Raw genomic sequence first — 21,123 nt, 5'->3', positions numbered from 1 at the left:
TGTGACTCTTTATTGGCGGGGGACAGCGAAGAGCCTTTTCGCGTCTAAAGTTATTCTTACCTTTTCGCCTGGCTGTAGCCGTATACTTGTAGACGTTCTGAGCCTTGTCTGGTATTCTCCAAGACCGAGGATGTATTCCATGTGGTCGCCTAGATACGACGAAGCCAAAATCTTTGCCTCGACAACATTTGTTTGTTCTCCACCGCTTGCTAGTTCGACGAGTTCTGGCCTCACTGCTAAGAGTACAGGATTGCCTAAGCTGGCTTTCTCGACACGGGTCCTTGCAACAAGCGTTATGTCGCTGTTCTCTATTTGAACTCTCACAATTCCAGCTGAGGGGTTAAGAACTTCTATGATATTTCCTGGGATAAGGGTTGTGACCCCCATGAACTCAGCTACAAAGGGGGTGGCAGGCGAGCTGTATATCTCTTCTGGTGTTCCAAGCTGTTCTATCCTGCCCTTGTTCATTACTGCAATTCTGTCACACATTACAAGTGCCTCTGCCTGGTCATGAGTGACATAGATAGACGTTATGCCTAGCTCTTTTTGTAGCCTGCTGAGTTCAAACCTAACTTGTTCCCTAAGTTTTGCATCAAGATTGCTTAAAGGCTCGTCGAATAGCAAAGCCCGTGGCTCAACTACAATGGCTCTAGCAACTGCAACTCTCTGCTGTTGTCCACCGCTGAGCTGGTAGGGATACCTATCCAAGAGCTCCTCTATGCGTAGAAGCTCTGCAGCCCACTTAACCTTTCGAGAGATCTCGTCATCTGGAACCTTTTTCAGTCTCAGGCCAAAGGCAATGTTCTCGTATACCGTGAGATGTGGGAACAGAGCCCAGCTCTGAAAAACCATTCCAAGTCCACGTTTTTCTGGCGGCACATAGGTTATGTCTTCACCATCTATCAGCACCTTGCCCCTGTCAGGCATCGTTAGACCAGCAATTATACGTAGTGTCGTTGTTTTTCCGCTCCCAGAGGGACCCAGCAGTCCAAAGAATTCTCTGTCTCTTATCTCTAGGTATGGAATCTCTGCTGCAACCACTTTGCCGCCATAATACCCCTTATATACGTCTACCAATTCTATTTTTACCATTTACCTACCACCTCCTGCAAGAGACAGGGATACACGCAAATATTTTTCAGACAAAATTCCACCAATCAAGCTCGGAAGGAGTATAAACAGGCTCACTGCCGCGGCCCTTGGAGGAGAAATTGCGTAGCCCCTTATAAGCTCGTAAACAACTATTGTGAGCGTCTTTACTGAGGGTGCTCCCAGTAGCTGTGTCATTACGAATTCATTGAGCGAAATCGCCATTGAGAAAATGAATGCAGAAAGCATGCCTCTCCAAGTCAGTGGAAGGTAAACCTTCTGTATCACCTGCAACCTCGTCGCGCCGAATACTCTCGCAACCTCCTCTAAGTCCTTTGGAACCTGCATAAACGAGGCTGTTATGCTTCTAAGGGAAAATGGAATGGCGAAGAACATGTGTGCAGGTATTAGAGCCCACATGTTGCCCCTAAGCCCCAGGAATGTATAGAGGACAAGTATCCCGGTTCCTACGACGATTGCTGGGAATGCCATTGTTAAGTTGACAATAGTCTCTGTTATTATTGCAACTTTGTCTCTTCTTGTTGCAAGATAGTATGCGGGAAGGATGCTTATTAGAATTGTAACTAATGCAGTGAGAGGGGCCAGGATATAGCTGTTTATAAAAGCCGTCTGGACATAGCTGTCGGAAATCATCTTTTGGATCCAGCCAAATCCCAGCTGTGAGGGGAATAAGTCTGTTCCAAAATACCATTTTTCTGCCAAGGCATAAATGATGGTCATGACTGTTGGAAGCAAATAAAAGATCGCCAGGAACCCAAGGACAATGTAGTCCCAAACCTTGACGTTATTCTTCATCTTATCTCACCTGGTACACAATTGCTTTTGTGGTAAACCTGAAGAAGAAGTACCCAGCAAGAATAGATAATACGAGGTAAACAAATCCCGAAGTAAAAGCCATCAAAAAGTTGTTAAACAATGTGACATCGTTGAGGATAACAACGCTTAAGTATTGAGGCCAAGCGGCGCCCAAAACAAGCGGCACAGATACCCCGGTCAGGTTGTCCAAGAATACGATCGAAGCAGATGCAAAGAGAGCATACCTCGATAATGGGAAGTAAATTCTCCTTATAATTGTCCTCGTTGATGCTCCAAGCATCCTAGCCGCTTCAACTATTTCCGGGTTTATTAATTGCAATGGTCCATATGTAAGCAAGAAAGTCAATGTAAAAGTATACCACACCTTGCCAAGAATTATACCTATACCATATGGATCGTTCACTAGATATAGTGGTTCCTTTATAACCCCTAAAGCTTGTAGCACGCCATTAACAAAGAGCGCAACATACCCCCGGGGCCAAAGCAGGGTCCACCACATAAATGCGGCTATAAGGTAAGGCGTATATATAGCGATTAATGGGATAAAGGAGAACTTGCCCCACCATGTCGGCTTCCTAATAGTAAGGTAAAGCGCAAACATGTAGCCTGCCACCACAGCTATTAGAGTCGCAACCGCACTGTTCCAAAACGTGAAGTAGAGCGACTCGAGATATTTGCTTCCACCCGAGAAGAACTGTTTAAATCCGTCAAGAGTAGGTCCACTGCCCTGAATTAAAGGCGAAATACCGAAAGCACCTAGGATGACAGTAATTAAAGGTGCCACAAGGTATATGGCTAAGTAAACATAAAGTGGCAAAAGATACCAAATAGATACACGCCGGGCCTCAGACATTAAAACCACCGAGAAAAATAAAAGAAAAAATATTTTTTATTTTTTGGCAACCTCGTCGATCCATTTCTGCATCATGTAGTTCATGTATTCTGCATGCCTAAAGTAGAATGGCCCATAATAGAACCAGGCTGTAAAGTTGCCATACGGGATGTTCACTGGCCACGCCGGGTTCTTCTTCACGTCCGCTGGAACGAGATCCCATGCTTTTGGAACAACCGGGAAGGTTCCCTCGTTAGCCGCGATATAAGCCTGGACATCATCTTCAAGCAAATAGTTGATGAAGAGAAGCGCAGCAGCCTTGTGAGGTGCATTGAAGGCAACTATTACCCCGTCCCATGGCTCTGGCATTCCAGGGTCTGGTATATACATTCCGACCCATTCAGGCTTCAGCCTGCCTTCGTTGATTTCAGCTAGCACGGTGTCTATCCACTGAGGCTCTAGCCATACTTCTCCTGCTTCAAAGAGCTGTACAGCTGCAACGTTGCCTTGCGGATAGTTTCCAGGCTGATACATGTATTTCTCTATCTCGTTTAGATAGTCCCAGAAGTTCATTCCACTCTTTCCGGGCGAATACATTATGTCGTGTGCTCTTTGCTCGCTGTACCCTGCAAATGAGAATTTGTCATAGCCGTACTGGCTGTAAAGCAGAGCCATAAGGAAGGTATGACCGCTTCCTCCCTTGTTAGGGTCACAGTAGGTAAACTTTCCTGGGTGCTTCTTTACCCAGTCAAGCAACTGGTCAAGGCTTTTTGGAACATCTGCGTTGGGCCACTGTCCGAGAATGTCTTTGCGGTATAGCATTACGACTTGCCACCATACTATTGGAATGTATCTTCCGTCAGTGGGATACATGTCTGTCCCGAACATATTGGCAAGCAAGGGGACTTTCTTTGCGTTTGGAAGAATTTCTCTGAGGTTAACATCCCAAAGAACGCCGTTTTCCTTAGCCATCTTGAATGGCAAGCTCCAAAGGAAGACCACGTCGTATTGTCCAACTGTTTTTCCAGCCTGCTTGTCAGCGATCAAGGCCTGAACAGTGCTGTACCAGTCACCTAAAACAACCTGACACTCAATACCGTATTTAGCCTGGAAGTTTTGACACACATGATTGAAAACGTCCTGTTCATGTGTGCCTCCAAATATGGCGAAGACAACTTTGCCCTCCTTTTTAGCCATTGCCTCTATGTCTGACCAGCTATACGTGTAGACTGTCTTCTCATTTATTCCCGTGGTCTGGGTTGTTGAAGAAGGTGTTGTAGTTGTCGTGGGGGTTGTGGGCTTAGGTGCAAGTAGCAAAGCGATGCCATATCCAATTATCAAGAATATTATGGCAACAGCTATGAGGGTCGCTAATTGTTTATTCTTATTTTCTTGCTTCGCCACAAGAATGTTATGCATATTCCTCCTTATAAATTTTTTGGGATTTATTTTATAAATCAAAAATTATGAATTAAAATGCATTTTAAAGTGATATAAAACATAAATAGTTAACATAAAAATTTTATATCAAAATATGAAGGAAATTTTCCCCATGCTAAAATAATTTTAGAAAATGTCCTTTAAATTCGCATATATTTTCAAGTATTTCTGATATAGTTCTTGATATACAAAAACTTCCTCCTTTTTTGGAAAGAAAATTTTTCTCATTGAAATATTTCCCATAAAGTCGCTCCACTTGTAGAGACCAGACATTACCTTTGCAACTATTGTGTCCCCTAACGGCTCAGAGGCCTCGCTGACGAAATATATCTTCTTGTTTAATACACTTGCCAATGTTTGGACAATTTCTGGCGTCTTTGTCATGCCTCCCGTGACTAGAGTAATGTTTGTCTTATATCCAAGTTTCTCTATTTCGTCCACGTTGTGTCGAATAGAGTATGCAACTGCCTCGACAGATGCTCTTATAGTGTCTTCCCTTGTTGTAGTGTTGGAGATCCCAAAGAAGATAGACCTGGCTCTCGGATCCATAATAGGGGTTCTTTCCCCCACTAAGTAAGGTAAAGCTACGAGTCCCCCAGCTCCAGGCTTGGTTCTCCTCAGCACTGATCCCAAGATGTGATATTTTCCTGTTAGATTCAACAAGTCTAGCATGAAGTCCACAAAGCTACCCGCGGAGGAAGTGGCGCCACAAACATAGTAAAGGTCTGGAACAGGGCTAAGGTCTATAAAGAGCTTTGAGCTTGGGATCGGCTTCTTCGTTGAATAGAATATTATACCCGTGGTTCCCAATATGATTGCCAAGATGTTTTCCCTCATGAGTCCCAGCGAAACTGCACCAGCAATGGCATCCACAGTTCCAGCATTTAACGTGATGTTGTTTCCGTTGTGGATTTTTCCAACAGCGTCGACCGTGTTGGCTAGCCCTGGAAGTTTATTTTCATCTAGACCCACGATGTCCAGAATCTCTCCTGAAAGTTTTTTTGTTCGGTAGTCAAGGAACCCCTCTTCTAGCATAACTGTTGAGTCTACTACTGTTTCCCCTGTGAGTCTATAGACAAGATACGAAGTTAAATCGAGAAGCTTCCACGCGTTTTCGAGCACTTTTGGTTTGTTTCTCTTGAGCCAGAGAATTTTTGGAAGCCATTGTTGCTGGTTTACAGGGTTGCCGTTGACTCTCAATATAAGATCTCCATATTCCCTCTTAAGGTCTTCTTGTTCTCTCCAAGTCCTCGCATCATTGTATAGGAGACCGTTCATCAGGGGCCTGCCATTTCTGTCCACTGGTATTAGAACGGGAGCCATAGCTGATAGGCCAAGGTATACATCGTAGCCTGAAAGACCCTTAAAGAGATCGTTAAACAGGCTTGAAAAAGAGGAAAAATACGCTTCAGGATCTACCTCTGCGTAGCCTGGCTCAGGCGTAGTTGGCTTCTCGGCCTGTACACTGTGCCTCCTGACGACTTGGCCGGTCTCGTCTACAATTATTCCCTTGATCACGGTTGTGCCAGCATCTATGCCGGCGAAAAGCGTCCTTGACATATTTACCTCGTCAAGATTATTTTTACAGAGTTCTCTTTGTCGTCCCAGGTTGCGACAGCCTTTTCAAATTCGTCTATATTGAACCTGTGAGAAATTATCTTTGAAAGCTCCCTTTGATACATTGAGACGAATTTCAGTGCCTTCGCGTATTCCACGTATAGGTAGCTAGAGCTCCCAACAAGTGAAACCTCGTCGTAGTGTACAATGTTGGGGTCTAAAGAAAAGCTTACAGAATTTGCCGGTACACCGGCAAAAATAACTACGCGTCCACCCTTCTTTACTAGTCTGAGGGACTCTTCCAGTGTTGTCTTATTAACAACTGTCAAAAACACTTTGTCGAAGCCGTCCGGGTTTTCTCTGAGTATATCCTCAATATTAGGATAGTTATTCCTATTGTAAAGCTTCTCTGCACCCAGCTCTTCTGCCAGCTTAAGCTTCTTGTCTACGAGACCCAAAACAGCTATGCTACCTGCTCCATAAATCTTGGCCAGAAGGACATGAAGGAGACCCATGGGCCCCTCGCCCACTATGGCTACAGAGTCTCCAGGAGAAACTTTTCCAGCATTCATCGAGTGCACAACACAGGCTACCGGCTCAGTCATACTGGCAACCTCTAGGCTCAGCCCATCGGGAACCTTGAATATAGCCTTTGGAACGCCCTCTCGGGGCACAAGCAAGTAGTCCGCATGTCCCCCGTCAATATTATAGCCAAAAGTCAGTGGTCTCTCGCATAAGTTTTCTCGCCCAGCCCTACAATACTTACACGTGCCACAGTAAATGTCAGCGGCGACGTTGACTCTCTCCCCGACCTCTATCCCTTTTACGCCCTCTCCCACTTCTTCAACTATTCCAGCCATTTCGTGGCCCAAGACGACGGGGTACCTTACAAGACGACCACCATGCCTAATAATCTTGATGTCTGAGGGGCAGAGACCAGAATACTCGATTTTGACAAGTACTTCGCCGAATCCTGGCTCAGGCCTTTCTCTCTTCTCAACTCTAAAATTATTTATGCCGTAAACCACGACAGACCTATTAACGCTCATAGTAGCTCACTCATGGCTTCATCCACAGAGGCCCCCCCTCTAACTATCCTCTTCATGGCCCTTATCATCTTTGAGGGGCTCTCTTGTTGCCACACATTTCTCCCAATACAGGTACCAACAGCACCAGCATCCATAACTGCCTTGACAAATTCGAGAACCTTCCTGGGAGAATCCATCTTTGGTCCTCCAGCCGCGATGACCGGAACGATTGAATATCTCACGAGGTCCCGGTACAAGCTGAAATCACTTGGGAAGCCAGACTTAACGATTGCAGCACCCTCTTCTCCAAGAGTCCTGACCCCTATCCTCAAATACTCGAAGGCATCCACCTTGGCATTTTCCCAAACAAGAACTTCGCCTATAACGGGCAGACCATAGTACTCGGCCTCCTCAACCAGCCTACTGAAGACCTCGTACATATCGTTTTCCTTGGGATGAGCCACATACACAGTATACGCTATCGCGTCTGCGTCGTACCTAACCGACTCTTCCACCGAAGACGTCAGTCTCTGGTCCCCCATGTCTCCAGACGTAAACGTGGCCCCACTAATCCTGTAGACAATGGCTAGCCTGCCAGCCACTAGGTCATAGGTTTTAGCCAGCGAGCCTCGACGTAGAAGAACACCATCTGCACCGCCATCGATAATTTCCTGCACTATACGCCTTGGTTCTTCCAATTCCCTAAAATAGCCCTCGATGGGATGATCAATAGGGACGATTATAGTTTTTCCTTCTTTCAAAATTTTCTTTAAACGTATCATTTTACCGATGGTCATTTGACGTCAACGTAAAATCGCACTCAAAGATACATAAGTATTATTCACTATAAAAATATATAAAAATTTAAAAAATAAAATAGCTTTTTATGCCATTGTGATATTATCTATCATGCAAATCGAAAATCAGATTATTTCTACGATTTCCCTAACAAAGAGTGTCTTCGACAGCACGGTGAGCTTGTTCAAGCCTCGATGTATTACAACTTTTCCACAGTCAACTATCCTTAGGATCTTCTCCTCGAACAGCTTTGTGTCCACAGAGGGGTCAAAGATAAGCTCGTCCACGCCTATAATGAAGAGGGGACCTTCTGCATTCTCGAGGTCTTCTCTCGAAAGCTCGAGCCGTCCTACGTGTCTGATAAATACGGGTCTCCTAGACTTTTCCAGTGCTACGAGGCGTCTGAGTATTCCGGGCGTGTCCTTTTTAAGTCCTATCAGCTGGGGACCGGCGTCTGCGAGGGCAATAAACGTTTTTAATGCCTGTGAGACAAGGTAGCCGACACTCACACCCATGTTTTTTGCAAGGCTGGAGATTTCCTCGTATGCATCGCTATCGACACCCCTAATCAGCACGTTCCTCTGCCTCTGGCTAGACATTCGACCCACCCATGATTCTCGAAATCTTGTCCCTTAGGGCATAAAGCCTGGCAAGCTTCTCCTCGTCGATGCTACTAGTCTGTTGTCCTTTTCTACCGATAAAGAAGGCTACACCCAGAACAACAGCTATAAGTGCTACAGGCCAAAGTGAAGCTATTCTTTTCTGAGGTGTTTCTAGTATAACATTTGAAACGTCTGGCTCGCTTCTCTTGATCTTTATAGAGGGCAAGGCAAAGTAATATGCTTCACCCATAAAATCTGTCCTGACGGAGACGCCCGGGGTCTCGCTCACTGCTATTTGTTTATAGAACGTCTCATTGAAGCTTTTGAACCCCTCGGGAAAATACTCTGCAGTCTCGATCTTGCTCATCTTTGCAATCATAGAGTCCAAGAGATCTGCCGCCCTAGCTAGGCCGTCTGCAAGCTGGTTGAGGTTGTAAGATGCCTCGCGGAGCATGTTAGCCATCAATATCAGCTTGTTGGCGGCTGTTGCCATGTTTTCTGCCGCAGCTGGGGACTGGTCTATAAGCCTGTCTAGGTCTCGGATTGTAGACCCATATTTTTCGAGCAAAGTCTCGATTTCGCCAATGCTTGAAAGTGAAGAGTCTATCATTTGTTTTATCTCTGTAAGGGTAACATTGCTATTAGTCAAGTTGAGTGTTTGAAGTATCACTTGTAGTTGTTCTTCGGTAACGGTAACGTTTTTAGAAACTCTTTCCAAGACAGCCCTGGTCCTGTTTATTAATGTAGATACGTTTCCAAGTTGCCCAGCAACATTGTTTCTCATCTCTTGTGTCATTTGGGCCAGAACCTTGAGCTGAGAAGAAGCCGTAAGTATAATGCTGGCCGCTGATTCGGCTTGGGAACCAGCCTCGCCTAGAAGCCTTGCCTGTTCCCTAAACCCCTTACTAAGATTGTAGAGAAGATCCCGAAGCTGTGTAGCGTTTTCCTGGAATGCCGACAAGTTTCCGAGACTGCTTCCTAGAAACTTCTTTGTGTACTCCTTATACTTCGAGATTAGCATCGACTGGACCCTAGGATCAAGAGTAATAGTGATTATTGGCGAAGGCACGAAAACCTCTCCCCATGGATTCTCGCCTCTAACCTCGAACACAACGCTTAGATAATAGGAGCCGTTCATTACAGAGCTCCACTGGAAGCTAACCTCGCTGCTCGACTCTCTCATGCTTTGGGGAGAATCTGAAAAAGCCACGGGATAAAGATACATGGGGTCTACACTCCAGCTGACTGAGACTGGCAACTGGAGATTACTGAACATGGGGTCTAGAGGCACTATTGTCAACGAATAGTTGATTGACCTTGCCTTGAGAGCTACACCAACGCAATAGCCACCGGAGCAGTTTAGTGTAACCTCTTTGCCGTCCGCCAAGATGTTAATGGAGATGTTAAACAGGTTCCTGACGGGGACACTATATTTCAAGGTATAGCCCTTGGTTACGTTTAGGTTTCTGAAGGACGTGGCCCTAAAGCCATCTACAAGCCGAGAACCATAAATGTCAACAGTTGACGATGCGTCTCCCTCGGAGCCATAGGCAACATAGTCCGTAAAATTCAGCACAGTATCGCTGTCGAAAACCAATGTGACAGTAGCTGTAGTATTGTACGTGCATCCAGGCAACACGTCCATTTCCCTAACAACCATCTTTTTGACTCCTACCACAGGCTGTCCAAAAACTTGCACGAGTATGAGTAGCGTAATGAGATACGATACCAGCAGTTGCCTCTTCATATCGCTCTTGTGTTTTTATTGTATATCATATATTTAAGTCTATCTCTTTTATTTGCTTAAAAATTCGTTCATTGTCGAAAAATCAAAAGCAATACAAAAAGAATAGCTATTTCTCGATAAATTTCTCAAGCCTCGCTATCCTGGCTTCTAGGGACTTCAGCTCTGCATCTAGGATTTCTGGGCTTATCTTCCCCTCCCTGGCAGCAGACTCAAGCGCGTCGAGCTTGATTTTTAGGAGCTCCAGCTGTAGCTTTTCAAGTTCTCCTTTCTTTGTCGAAGCTTTGACTTCTTTTACTTTATCTGCCAATGTTGTTGTCGGTGGCTGTTCAAAGATTTGTCCACCCCTAATATAGAATGTTCTCGAGGCCAGCTCAGCTATCTCTGGGTTGTGTGTAACTATAACTATTGTTTGTCCGAAGGCCTCGTTAAGCCACTTGACGAGGGAGAGCACCCTAGATGCAGAGTCCACGTCAAGGCTACCTGTAGGCTCGTCCATTAGAATGATGTCTGGGCTTGGTGCAAGTGCCCTTGCGATTGCTACCCTTTGCTGTTGACCGCCGCTCAGCTGTCTCGGGAACTTTTCCTCGTGTCCTTTTAGGCCGACGATTTCAAGCATCTTTTGGGCTATTTCTCTAGCCTGTTTCCACGAATATATGCCCGTAAAGATTAGGGGCATCATTACGTTTTCTAGGGCTGTCAAGTTTCTAATCAGGTTGAATGACTGGAACACGAAGCCGATCTTTCTAGCCCTTATCTTTGTTAGCTCGTCCTCGCTTAGATTAGTTATGTCTACTCCGCCAACAATCACGTTTCCACGGGAAGGGTTCTCGAGGCCCCCAGCTATTGATAGAAGTGTGCTTTTACCGCTTCCAGAGGGACCCATAATGATTGCTAGTTCTCCCTGGCGGACAGTGAGATTAATGCCTTTGAGTACTGGTATCTCCTCTGTCGCGGTCTTGTAGATTTTCCATACGTCCCTCAAGACAAGCGCGTCTTCACTCACTCTTTAGCACCTCTACTGGTCTAATAGACGTGGCCCTCCACACGGGATAAATCGAGGACAGAACACTGAGTATGGAAGCCAGGGCAAAGCTCAGCAACAAGCTCTGGGGCTCAAGTATTAGTGGAGGATTTAGGAACCCATACGAGGCAACTATCTCTATTCCCACTTGTGCCCCCATGATGCCGAAAACTATTCCCAGCAAGCCTCCTGCAACCCCGTAGACAAGAGCCTCGAGCATAAAGATGAGTGCTATATCTCTCCTCGAAGAGCCGCCCGCACGCATGATAGCTATTTCCCTTTGATGCTCCCTGACGGTCGAGGTAATAGTGCTTGTAGTTCCAAAGACAGCCACAGCCAGACCCACCATTGTGGTGGAGAGGAGAAGCCCCTCGATCAATGACATCACCTTGAAAACTATGCCTATCACTTCTTCCCGAAGCATAACCCTCGACCCTGGGAACACGACTGATATGAGGCTCTTAACCTCGTTTGGGTCCACCCCGTCCTCAACCTTTACTACAGCCATGCTCACATAGCCTGGCCTACCTAGTAGGTTTTGAGCTTCACGGAGAGGCAGGATAAGGTAGCCACCCGCGGCTCCAATCTCCTCGATCTTCATTGTGACCTCTGCTATGCCAATTATCTCGTATTGCCTGAAGGATGTTCCATAGGGAGGCTTAACAGTGACCTTGTCCCCAACCTTAAGGCCCAGCTTCTTCGCTAGACCAATATCTGCGATGGCATAGGGCCCACTGAGACTGGTAAATGCCTGGCCGCTCTCAAACTTCGAGACAACGTTTCCAATATCCTCTGGGCGAACACCCAGCAAGAAGACTGCGTTACGCCCAACGTAGCCAGTTACCAGAATAGCTGGGGTAACATCCTTTACTCCTGGGAGACGCTTGATATCTGCCAACACGTCTTCAGAAACATCGTATAGCCCTTGCCCATAGACAACAACCTCGCCGGGCAAGACCTGTTGGACAATGTTCATTGCCGCCGTCCTGCTGCCGATACTAAGAATCCTCAGGCTGACAAAGGTAGCCACGCCGCTCGCTATGGCTAGTATGGTCAAAACAGCTATCAGCTTCTTGAACAATATGTCCCTCTCGACAAACTTCAACGCGAGCCGCCATATACTCATATTGGTCACTTTTCATTAATTGAAGCAGTTAAAAACATTTTAGAACATTTTTATCTGTCTTGCTTTCTCTAGCTATCACGTGTTTTAATCCACGAGATCTGGATAGTATTCTCTCAGTACTCTTTTCATGTCAACGCGTGATGTTGTTGTTAGGACTGCGCTAAGCGATATTTTGCAGAATTCTTCCCTGTCGTTAACATAGAGGTTTTTGGCTGTTAGGAACTTTTCCTTGAATTCTTTGTAGTCTCTTTCGTCTATCTCTGGTACTCTCGGATCCCTTCCGAAGTCTATCAGCTCTCTTATGTCTTCTCCGAAGAGCCAAGAGTTTACGCCGTCCTCGAGAAGCTCTACCACTGCGCCGTCCCGTGAAGCAATGGACGGGACGCCGTTTATCGCGGCTTTCATGAAGCTTGTGCCTGAGGCTTCCCATCCCTGGAAAGGTGTAAAGGCCAGGACGTCGCTCCCGGAGAGTATTGTTTTAGCGGTTTCTATTCCATAGTCGTGGAAGTAGACTACGTTGGGCTTCTTTTTCTCGAGCTCCTTGAATTTCTTTATGTACTGTATGCCTTCCTTGTCTTCTGGGTGTGACTTGCCGCCGAGGACGAATACTACGTCTCTGTTTTCTAGCTCTTCTATGAGCCTTATTGGGAAGTATGGTCTCTTGTACTTTGTGACTCTCCTCGCCCAGGCGAAGATAAATGTGTCTTCCGTGATGTTCATCGGCTTCCTTGAGCTAATAAGCTTTACAAGTTGGCTTCTTGCCTCCTTCCTTGCTGTCTTGAGGGAGGATAGGTCAAGCTCGCCACGGTAGAGTAGCTCTCTCAGCTTGGGGTTCATCCACCTCTCGACGTCTACTCCGTTTGTTATGAACCGTGCCTTGTAGAGGAGGTGTGGAATAACCTTGCGCATGATGTCAAAGTGCTTGGAGGAGACCATTATCACCTCGTTGGCCATCGCGGCACCTATGCTTGTCAGGACGACTGGGTTGTCGATAAAGTGGTATCCAAGCTCCTTTGCGAAGAAGCTCCTCGGGAAGCTTGGATGCCCCCAGGGGCCAGGCGTGTGGATTATGAGTCTGTACCTGCCAGGTATCTTGAGGACTATGGGTATTATTGCCGTGTATGCTTCCTGGAGGTCGATGTAGGCGATATTCTCGAGCCCTATGACTTCTTTTATGAAGGCAACGGCTCCCTTCGCGAGGAAAAGATACTTGTAGAACCTCTCTTCCTCGCTCTTCTCAATAAAAACCCTTTCTGCAAGGGGCTTGGCCCATTCGGGTGAATCAGGCTCCAGAAAGATTGCTTTAGCCGTCTTGTACCTGTACTCCCAGGCCTTGACTTTTACCTTCTCGCCTCTCAATGTTATTTCGAGTTCACCTGATAGGCTTAGAGACTTTAGGAATTCTTCTGGCTGTCTTTGTGGAGAAGGGATAGGATTTCCATTCTCGTCCCAGGAATAGTCGATGTAGCCGCTCCTGTATAGCAAGCTGATCACGTAGTAGTCGAGTCCCAGCCTGCCTGCAGTATAGAACTTGTCCCCTTCCAAGACTCCTAGGCCGCCAGCGAAGGTATAGCCGTGGTCGAGAGCTATTTCTGGAGTAATGCTCACGATAGTTTTAGGCTCGCTATCCATGTGTAATAGTAACGAAAGCCTACACTAAAAAACCTTTAGTGATTAAGAAATGTTACTAAGAGAACAATTTTCCCAATACAGCTCCATTAGAAGATATCAATGTTTAATAGATTCCTAAGAGCATAAAAAGCAACTGTACCATGAGGCCAGTATACATTTGCACCAAATGCGGAGCACCCACAGAAGAGACGACTCACTGCGGGACAAAAACCAGGCTACTGCTTAGCGCCGAGTCTCGAGAAAAACTCAGCCACCTCATGAGCTACCTTCTAAGGCACAACCCAGGCATAGTTGGCCTGAATATGGACAAAGAGGGATGGGTAGAAATCAGCGAACTCGTTGAGGCAATTAGAAACAGGTGGCCCAAGGGCAACTACTCCTGGGTCAGGCAGGGACACGTCCTAGCAGTGGCCCTCCTAGACCCAAAGGGTAGATACCAGGTCGAAGCAAACAAGGTCAGGACGATATATGGTCACAGCAGGGAGCTTGGCATAAACATACAATACGAAGTCGACAACGACTCTAAAGTGCTCTACCACGGTACAGCACTCAAAAACCTAGAAAAAATCATGAGAGAAGGCGTAAAGCCAATGAAAAGGAAATACGTACATCTCACCACAGACCCCAGAGATGCCTACGAGGCCGCAACTAGACACAGCACGAACACAGCAATACTCACAATAGACGCGGAATGCCTAAGGAAAAGCGGCTACAAGGTCTACATCGCAACACAGAGGATACGCCTCGCAAAATACGTCCCACCACAGTGCATAATCACAATCAACTATTTCTAAGCTACATAAGCAAGGCCTCCACAGGCTTAAGCCTCTTAGCAATAGGGTCAGGGGCAAGCCCCAACTGCTCCATAGTTACACTGCCAAGCAGATATACCTCATCCTCTCCAAAAACAACTGGGGTAGCGCTCGCCCTGTAACCCTCGACCTCTATTCCCACTTCTCCCAAAGACTTTTCAAGGATACGGTTATCTGCAAGCCTTAGCCGGGCTACTCGGAAGGGCTTCACGCCGAGAGACTTCAACAAGCTCTCTGGCAAAACAGTATATGTAGCCCCGGTATCTACTAGTAGCTCAAGTAACACTTTCTTCTCGGGAGCCGAAGGGTTCCAAACCCAGGCATTAACTTTGAAGACGCCCATAGATACCTCTCAAGATTCTATTCATTGATATCAATTAAAAAACTTGCCGAAGAGATTCCAAAAATCGTTCCTACATGAAATTTGAAAAAGTTCAGGGAAGTAATCAATGTAAGAGCTTTTAGAACTACTAGAGCGTTGCATATAGCGCTCTCTCTATATTTGAATCTATTTGTAGTTAGATCAGAATATTGCAAATAGTTTAGTTTTCCTAATAAAAAGCATCTCCTTATGATGCACAAGGTTTTTTGCATTTTGGTTATGCTTCAATTTAATGTGATCACAACGTGTAGTTTGAGTGAGCCTTTTAGAGAATGTTCATGTATTCTGCTTTAGGAAAACTTGTTATATCCTAAAACAAGATTACTTTTAGGTGAGATGTTTGAGTAGGCTTGTGAATGTAATAATCAAGGTTCCCATAGAGCTAAAGAAACGCATGAAAGAAGTAAACATCAACTGGAGTGAATATCTTAGAGGGGTTATAGAGGCCAAAGTTAGAGAAGAGCTAGCAAAGAAGGCATCTCGAAGACTAGAAGAAATTCAGAGCAGAGTTAAAGAGATACCTACGGAGGAGATAGTTAAATAAATAAGGAAGGATCGACAACGATTCTAAGAGCTGTAGTCGATGCCAGTGTTGTCGTAAAGTGGGGTTTCCTGGAAAACCGTGGAGAGAAGAAGCTAATCTCTTAAAATAGAAAATAGTTTTTGGAGAAGTAGAAGCATATGCACCTTCCCTTCTCTTATACGAAGTGTCCTCAGTGATGTATAAGGCTCTTTCAAGTGGCGTGATTAGTATCGATGACGCATGGGAAATTCTCAGTAGTCTAAAGGACATAGGAATTAGGTTGGCTAACTTCTATTGGGATGAGTTACCCAAACTCCTTGAATTAGCACAGCAAAGCAGGCTTACCGTATATGATTCATCCTACCTTCTGCTCGCGAAGAAAATAAATGCTATTCTTGTGACAGCTGACGAAGATTTAAAAAAAGAAAGGAGAAAAAATCGCACCAGTGATACTAATAAGGGATATATCGAATTACTTATAATCTCTTCCTCCGCTAATAAACATTGTATTGCTGGCCAAAGTATCATTTAAATCTATGTGCGCGTTCCTGAAAAATTTAAATATTCACCTTAGAGATTCCTCGCCTGTGAATATTGGCATGGATATTCCATACCTGGACAACCCCATAGTTGTTAGCCTTTATCTTGGACTGTTGGCTGCGGCGACAACTAGCCTCGGCGCTTTACCTGTCGCCTTTTCGAGGTCAACTACTTGGCGTCACTTGGACGTTGCTTTGGCTTTCTCGGCGGGAGTAATGCTTGTGTCTAGTTTTACCAGCCTGATCTTGCCAGCTATTGAAATCTCGAAGTCTTTCCTGATTGTTAGTCTCGGCATATTGGCGGGCGTAGTTGCTATTAGGCTCATTGACAGGTTTGTTCCCCATGAGCACCTATACGCTGGCTACGAAGGGCCAGCTATAGGCAAGAAGCTCTTGAAGAAGGTCTGGCTTCTAGCCTTGGCCGTAATTATACACAACTTGCCTGAGGGTCTAGCTATAGGTGTCTCGACTGCCTACTCAATACCAGTAGGAATAGCGACTGGTATAGCTATATCTATCCAGGACGTGCCAGAGGGTCTAGCAGTAGCTCTGCCCGCATCTGCAACTGGAGGAGTCAGAAAGGCAACAGTAATAGCTATTCTCAGCGGTCTCTCAGAAACACTCATGGCTGTGCTTGGGGCAGTCTTGTTCACCACTTTTTCGATTCTGCTCCCAATAGGGATGGGCTTTGCTGGTGGAGCGATGCTGTACGTGACAGTCAAGGAACTCGTCCCCGAGATATACCGCGAAGAGCACTCGGAGCTAAAGGTTACAGCGGGCTTCATCACGGGTTTTCTGCTGATGCTTTTTCTTGACTCAGCCTTCTAAATCGGCGAGTAACAATCTTTTTATTTTTTTGACACTAATCATGAAGCATGTCTAGTGACAGGTATAACGCTATATTTACAAATCCACAGGTAGAGTCCGAGATACGCGACTTCGAGGAATGGCTGAACAAGTACGGGGAACACCTCCTGGCATATGAGCCATCAAAGATTGTTGTTAGAACCGCATGGGTCGTAAGGATCGCGCTAGACGAGGCCTACAGGTCTTTTCCAGGCGAAGAAAAAGAGCTAAGAGAATACGTTGCCAGCTATATGAGGGAGAAGCTCCTCCAACACAACGTACCAGTAGAGGCGATTACACGGGGAGACATCCACGGGACAAGGCAAGACGTAGTCGAAGTGCTGAAAACTATATTTCCAAACCTTTCACAGACACAGAGGCCCAGTCTTCCAGTTATCCTCAGGGAGGAAGAGGAAAAGAAGACCCACAAGCCGATACCTGTCCCTCCAACACCCAGAAGAGAGCTCTATTTGTCCAAGTATATCTATGCCTGGATAGCCACACTCCTAATTTCTGCAATCCTCATCCTTCTCCTAACACGGATATAACTCTTCTCTACATTTTCAGTTAATTATTTAAGATACCCTTATATTGTGCGCGCCAACATAGAACTTAAGCTCTGCCGAAGGGGTAGTAGATTTTCTCACGATAAGCGAGAGATAAAAGTTGTTTAAAAACAATCAATACATATTCATTCCACCCTTAGAGATGCAGATAGTCTATAAGGAAGAAGTATTAAAATCTGAGAAAGACCTGGAAGACGTCTTCCACATAAGAGAAGTCTTCAAGGAAAAAATAGACGAGAAAAAACTCGAGGAATAGCGCGCGCTTTCTCTTATAAATCCTTATCATATGCTTGACCATTTTTAGCGAAACATTTCAGGTGTATAACAATGTTATCATAGCTTTTTATGATTTTCCTCTGAATCTCTCATGCTGGGAGCAATATCCCAGACCTGGATTTCTGTCATAACCATATATTTTTATTCTTCTCTTTATGGAAATCTCTCGAAGAGACGCTTATTCAACGATTTTTTGTAGATACCTTGTTGCCAGGAGAAGAACTATTGAGGAGAATACAAGTGTAACGAGAAGTCCATTGATAGCAGAAACTATGTCTCCGTAGATTAATGTGTCTCGGAGGCTCGAAATGATATATGTCATTGGGTTTACTTTGGCAAATGCCTGGAGTGGCGCCGGCATTATCTCTATCGGGTACAAAGCGTTGCTTGTGAAGAAGAGAGGCATAACTATTGCCTGTAATATTCCCATGAATCTCTCTCTTGTTTTCATGAAGACTGCAAGGATTATTGATAGAGAGGTGAAGCCAACTGATCCAATAAGCAGTGCGAGTGTAGCAAATGTTAGGCTTAATGGGTCGATTTTTAGTTTAGCACCAAATAGGAGAGCCACTGGTAGAACAATAAAGAGCTGTGTAACTGCCCGAACAGCCCCAGCGAGGGAGCGTCCCAAGACAATTATGAATCTGTCCACCGGCGATGATACAAGCTTCTTCAATATTCCGGACTCCCGCTCCCAAACAAGCATTATCCCGTAAGCAAGGGCTATAAAGCTTGAAGACTGTAGAACGACTCCTGGAGAAATAAACGTCAAATAGTCTACATTGGCTGTGGGGATGCTACGTAGCCTCTCCATTGTGGTGCCAAAAACAGTAAGCCATAGTATTGGCTGAACTGCCCTAGTGAAGACTTCGGTTGGGTCGTGCCATAGCCTTCTCAGCTCTAGCTCTACAAATGCAACTGTCTGCTCCCAATACGACTTAAGGCTCATGTCAACCGCCCGCCCTTATTGCTCTCCTTACTGCGCGGACTTCTCGCAGCCCACTAGCCTTCTCGGCCTCCTCGATGCTCATACCTGTCAGCTTTATGAAGACATCTTCGAGGGTCGGTCTACTTACAGTGGTCGATCTAACCTCTATGCCCGTCTTAGATAGTGTCTGGACAATTTTTGGAAGCATGACAGAAGAGTCAGGCGTTACAATTATAAGCTGATTGCTTTTGGCTGACAATACCTGAATACCATCAATGCTTGAGAGGATCTGTGAAGCTCTCTCAGATTCCCCCTCTATCCATACTTTTAGGGTTTCTCCGCCAAGCAACCTAACCAGTTCTTGTGGAGTACCCTCGGCTATGACCCTACCCTTGTTTAGAACTGTAACTTTTTCCGCGTACCTTTCAGCCTCGTCCATATAATGAGTATTGAAGAGAACCGTTACTCTGTACTCCTTCTGGTATTCGAGCAACTTTTCCCAAACAACCTCGCGCGCTCGAGGATCAAGCCCAATGGTTGGTTCATCTAGAAATATGACCTTTGGCTTGACCATCAGGGCGGCTGCTATCTCAAGTCTTCTAATCATTCCGCCCGAATAAGTCCTAACCAGTCTACCAGAAGCCTCCGAGAGGCCCATCAATTCGAGGGCATCGCTTATAATGCTGTAACGCTTGTCGCTTGGTATCCCATATATCTTGGAGTAAAAAAGCAGGTTTTCATACCCAGTAATATCAGTCCACACAGAGAACTCCTGTGGCACATAACTTATCAGCTTCCTAACAGCGCCGCTCTCACTCCTAACGTCGTAACCTAGAACACGGGCATGGCCAGACGTGGGCTGGATCTGTGTTGTCAATATCCTCATAAGGGTTGTTTTTCCGGCGCCATTTGGGCCAACAACCGCGTGTATTTCGCCTTCGTTTACCTCAAGAGAAACGCCATCCAAGGCTTTTAGACCACCAGAATACACTTTTATCAAGTTCTCGACATAAATAGCGTATTTTTCGTCCTTTCTTTCAGACACGAAACCCTTAAACCCTTCAATCTAATAAAGGTTTTTTATATAGCTCTACAAAAATATCTACAGACCTAGCATTTACTGAAGCTATGAGCGTGCTGTAAGAGAAAAATACCTTCAAAAACATGGAAAAGGAAAGGACAAATGGGATGTTTTTATAATGAAAGAAAAAATTGTTTATTTCTAGAGCCTTATTCTTCTATTACAACGATTGGCTTACAAAGGTCTGGCAGGTCTTTCCTTCTCATTAACTCAAAAGCCTCTGGAATAGCGTCGAATCCCTTTAATCTATGAGAGATCATCTTAGAGGGATCCACACGGCCATATTTAATTAAAGCAAGAAGTCTCTCCATGCGCAGTCTTCCACCAGGACATAAACCGCCTCTTATTGTTTTGTGCGCCATACCTACTCCCCACTCAATCCTAGGAATCGGCAAGTAGTCGCCCGCTCCAAAGTAATTCACATTACCAATTGTTCCTCCCGGTTTAACAACCTTAACTGCATCAGCAATTACTGAAGAATCGCCGCCAGCAATGATAGCACTGTCTACTCCTTCGCCATTAGTAAGTTCAAGAATCTTTTGGACAGGATTTTCTCGCTTATAATTGACTATATCTGTGGCTCCATAATATCTTGCCAGCTCTATGAGACGTGGTCTACTTCCAACGGCAATGATTCTTGCGGCTCCAAGTAGCTTGGCGCCTGCTATTGCCATTAACCCTACAGGACCTATCCCGAAAACAGCCACTGTGCCTCCTAGGGGAATATCTGCCAGCTCTGCTCCATGGAACCCGGTGGTCATCATGTCGGTTGCGAAAACTGCCTGTTCTAGAGATACTCCCTCAGGTATCTTTGCCAAGTTCATGTCGGCGTCATTTACATGGAAGTATTCCGCGAAAACTCCATCTTTGCCGCCACTCTTAAGCGGATTACTAAACTTCCAACCTGCCAGCATCCCTCCCGAATGCTGGTGGTAGCCCCTTTGAACATCAAGCGTTCTCCAGTCAGGTGTTATTGCGGGAACAGCCACACGATCCCCAGGCTTAAAGTCTCTTACTTTTTCTCCTACTTTCACGACTTCTCCAACGGCTTCATGGCCTAGTATTCTTGGAAAATCGCACAATTCCCGAGGAAATGCACCCTCATAGACCGTATGAATATCTGAAGTGCATGGAGCTACAACCAAGGGTCTCACCAATGCATCGTATGGTCCCAAAGTGGGTACAGGTTTTTCAACCCAGCCAGTTTTCCCTAAATCTAACATTGCAAAGCCTTTCATTTTTTCTTTCATGGTCATCGGGTAAACATATGTCCAAACTTATTTATATTCATTTTTTAACATGTATTTTTATTCTATATCAACAAAAAATCTTTTAAAGATTGTGCGCAAAATTTTAATGGAAAAAGAACTGGGTTAAAGGATGCAAGAACTCTTTTTCCATCCCTAGAGAGAATTAAAAAAACTTTACTGAAAAAAAGATGCAAAGTCCCAATATACACTA

The 21,123-nt window shown here is 45.4% G+C and carries 21 protein-coding genes; 5 read left to right on the top strand and 16 right to left on the bottom strand.

Going from position 1 to position 21,123, the window contains the following annotated elements; genetic code table 11:
• Positions 1–9: 9 nt before the first annotated feature.
• The 12 genes from N186_RS00475 to N186_RS00420 all read right to left on the bottom strand — a co-directional run bounded on the left by N186_RS00475 (position 10) and on the right by N186_RS00420 (position 13,709).
• Entirely contained in the window at positions 10–1,092 is a 1,083-nt protein-coding gene (locus N186_RS00475) for an ABC transporter ATP-binding protein (protein WP_020961794.1), read from the bottom strand.
• On the bottom strand, positions 1,093–1,905 hold the full coding sequence (locus N186_RS00470; protein WP_020961793.1) for an ABC transporter permease: 813 nt from the start codon (positions 1,903–1,905) through the stop codon (positions 1,093–1,095). It lies immediately after the preceding gene.
• 1 nt (position 1,906) lies between these two features.
• Positions 1,907–2,779 (bottom strand): ABC transporter permease, encoded by an 873-nt coding sequence (locus N186_RS00465; RefSeq protein WP_020961792.1) that lies wholly within the window; start codon positions 2,777–2,779, stop codon positions 1,907–1,909.
• Positions 2,780–2,815: 36 nt separating this feature from the next.
• On the bottom strand, positions 2,816–4,162 hold the full coding sequence (locus tag N186_RS00460) for an ABC transporter substrate-binding protein (protein WP_187147030.1): 1,347 nt from the start codon (positions 4,160–4,162) through the stop codon (positions 2,816–2,818).
• A gap of 162 nt (positions 4,163–4,324) precedes the next feature.
• Positions 4,325–5,758 carry a xylulokinase gene (locus N186_RS00455; RefSeq protein ID WP_020961790.1) on the bottom strand — a complete coding sequence of 478 codons (1,434 nt, stop codon included), beginning with the start codon at positions 5,756–5,758 and terminating at the stop codon, positions 4,325–4,327.
• Between the two features lie 2 nt (positions 5,759–5,760).
• Positions 5,761–6,804, bottom strand: coding sequence for an alcohol dehydrogenase catalytic domain-containing protein (locus tag N186_RS00450; RefSeq protein ID WP_020961789.1), 1,044 nt, complete (start codon positions 6,802–6,804; stop codon positions 5,761–5,763).
• A complete protein-coding gene (locus N186_RS00445) occupies positions 6,801–7,580 on the bottom strand; it encodes a class I fructose-bisphosphate aldolase (RefSeq protein ID WP_148681926.1) in 780 nt (259 codons plus the stop codon). The genes N186_RS00450 and N186_RS00445 overlap by 4 nt, the downstream gene beginning before the upstream one ends.
• Before the next feature lie 126 nt (positions 7,581–7,706).
• Complete coding sequence (locus tag N186_RS00440; RefSeq protein ID WP_020961787.1) at positions 7,707–8,180, bottom strand: hypothetical protein; 474 nt, start codon at positions 8,178–8,180, stop codon at positions 7,707–7,709.
• On the bottom strand, positions 8,173–9,930 hold the full coding sequence (locus tag N186_RS00435) for a hypothetical protein (RefSeq protein ID WP_020961786.1): 1,758 nt from the start codon (positions 9,928–9,930) through the stop codon (positions 8,173–8,175). Before N186_RS00435 ends, N186_RS00440 begins: the two co-directional genes overlap by 8 nt.
• A 106-nt stretch (positions 9,931–10,036) precedes the next feature.
• Positions 10,037–10,933 carry an ABC transporter ATP-binding protein gene (locus tag N186_RS00430; RefSeq protein WP_020961785.1) on the bottom strand — a complete coding sequence of 299 codons (897 nt, stop codon included), beginning with the start codon at positions 10,931–10,933 and terminating at the stop codon, positions 10,037–10,039.
• The gene (locus N186_RS00425; protein ID WP_020961784.1) at positions 10,926–12,077 is read right to left on the bottom strand and encodes an ABC transporter permease; all 1,152 of its coding nucleotides are present in this window, start codon (positions 12,075–12,077) and stop codon (positions 10,926–10,928) included. Before N186_RS00425 ends, N186_RS00430 begins: the two co-directional genes overlap by 8 nt.
• 84 nt (positions 12,078–12,161) lie before the next feature.
• A complete protein-coding gene (locus tag N186_RS00420) occupies positions 12,162–13,709 on the bottom strand; it encodes a glycogen/starch/alpha-glucan phosphorylase (RefSeq protein WP_020961783.1) in 1,548 nt (515 codons plus the stop codon).
• A gap of 140 nt (positions 13,710–13,849) precedes the next feature.
• Between N186_RS00420 and N186_RS00415 the strand changes: the two genes are divergently transcribed.
• Positions 13,850–14,503 (top strand): RNA 2'-phosphotransferase, encoded by a 654-nt coding sequence (locus tag N186_RS00415; protein ID WP_020961782.1) that lies wholly within the window; start codon positions 13,850–13,852, stop codon positions 14,501–14,503.
• Position 14,504: 1 nt separating this feature from the next.
• Here the strand turns inward: N186_RS00415 and N186_RS00410 are convergent, their stop codons facing one another.
• Positions 14,505–14,864: an aspartyl protease family protein gene (locus tag N186_RS00410; RefSeq protein WP_020961781.1), complete on the bottom strand. Its 360-nt coding sequence runs from the start codon at positions 14,862–14,864 to the stop codon at positions 14,505–14,507.
• A 379-nt stretch (positions 14,865–15,243) separates the two neighbouring features.
• Here N186_RS00410 and N186_RS00405 point away from each other — a divergent pair, with 379 nt between their 5' ends.
• From N186_RS00405 to N186_RS00390, 4 genes are all read left to right on the top strand, one after another.
• Entirely contained in the window at positions 15,244–15,447 is a 204-nt protein-coding gene (locus tag N186_RS00405; protein ID WP_020961780.1) for a hypothetical protein, read from the top strand.
• A gap of 175 nt (positions 15,448–15,622) precedes the next feature.
• On the top strand, positions 15,623–15,958 hold the full coding sequence (locus N186_RS00400) for a type II toxin-antitoxin system VapC family toxin (RefSeq protein ID WP_052885482.1): 336 nt from the start codon (positions 15,623–15,625) through the stop codon (positions 15,956–15,958).
• 55 nt (positions 15,959–16,013) lie between these two features.
• On the top strand, positions 16,014–16,793 hold the full coding sequence (locus N186_RS00395) for a ZIP family metal transporter (protein ID WP_020961778.1): 780 nt from the start codon (positions 16,014–16,016) through the stop codon (positions 16,791–16,793).
• 47 nt (positions 16,794–16,840) lie between these two features.
• A complete protein-coding gene (locus N186_RS00390) occupies positions 16,841–17,359 on the top strand; it encodes a hypothetical protein (protein WP_020961777.1) in 519 nt (172 codons plus the stop codon).
• Positions 17,360–17,831: 472 nt separating this feature from the next.
• Here N186_RS00390 and N186_RS00385 read toward each other — a convergent pair whose 3' ends face one another.
• The 3 genes from N186_RS00385 to N186_RS00375 form a co-directional block, all read right to left on the bottom strand.
• Positions 17,832–18,602, bottom strand: a complete 771-nt coding sequence (locus N186_RS00385) for an ABC transporter permease (protein WP_020961775.1) — start codon at positions 18,600–18,602, stop codon at positions 17,832–17,834.
• Between the two features lies 1 nt (position 18,603).
• Positions 18,604–19,626, bottom strand: a complete 1,023-nt coding sequence (locus N186_RS00380; RefSeq protein ID WP_020961774.1) for an ATP-binding cassette domain-containing protein — start codon at positions 19,624–19,626, stop codon at positions 18,604–18,606.
• A gap of 185 nt (positions 19,627–19,811) precedes the next feature.
• Complete coding sequence (locus N186_RS00375; protein ID WP_052885599.1) at positions 19,812–20,900, bottom strand: NAD(P)-dependent alcohol dehydrogenase; 1,089 nt, start codon at positions 20,898–20,900, stop codon at positions 19,812–19,814.
• Positions 20,901–21,123 lie beyond the last annotated feature (223 nt).

It is taken from the genome of Thermofilum adornatum, from assembly GCF_000446015.1.
GTDB lineage: Archaea > Thermoproteota > Thermoprotei > Thermofilales > Thermofilaceae > Thermofilum > Thermofilum adornatum.
This window is presented reverse-complemented; position numbering and strand designations above follow the sequence as displayed.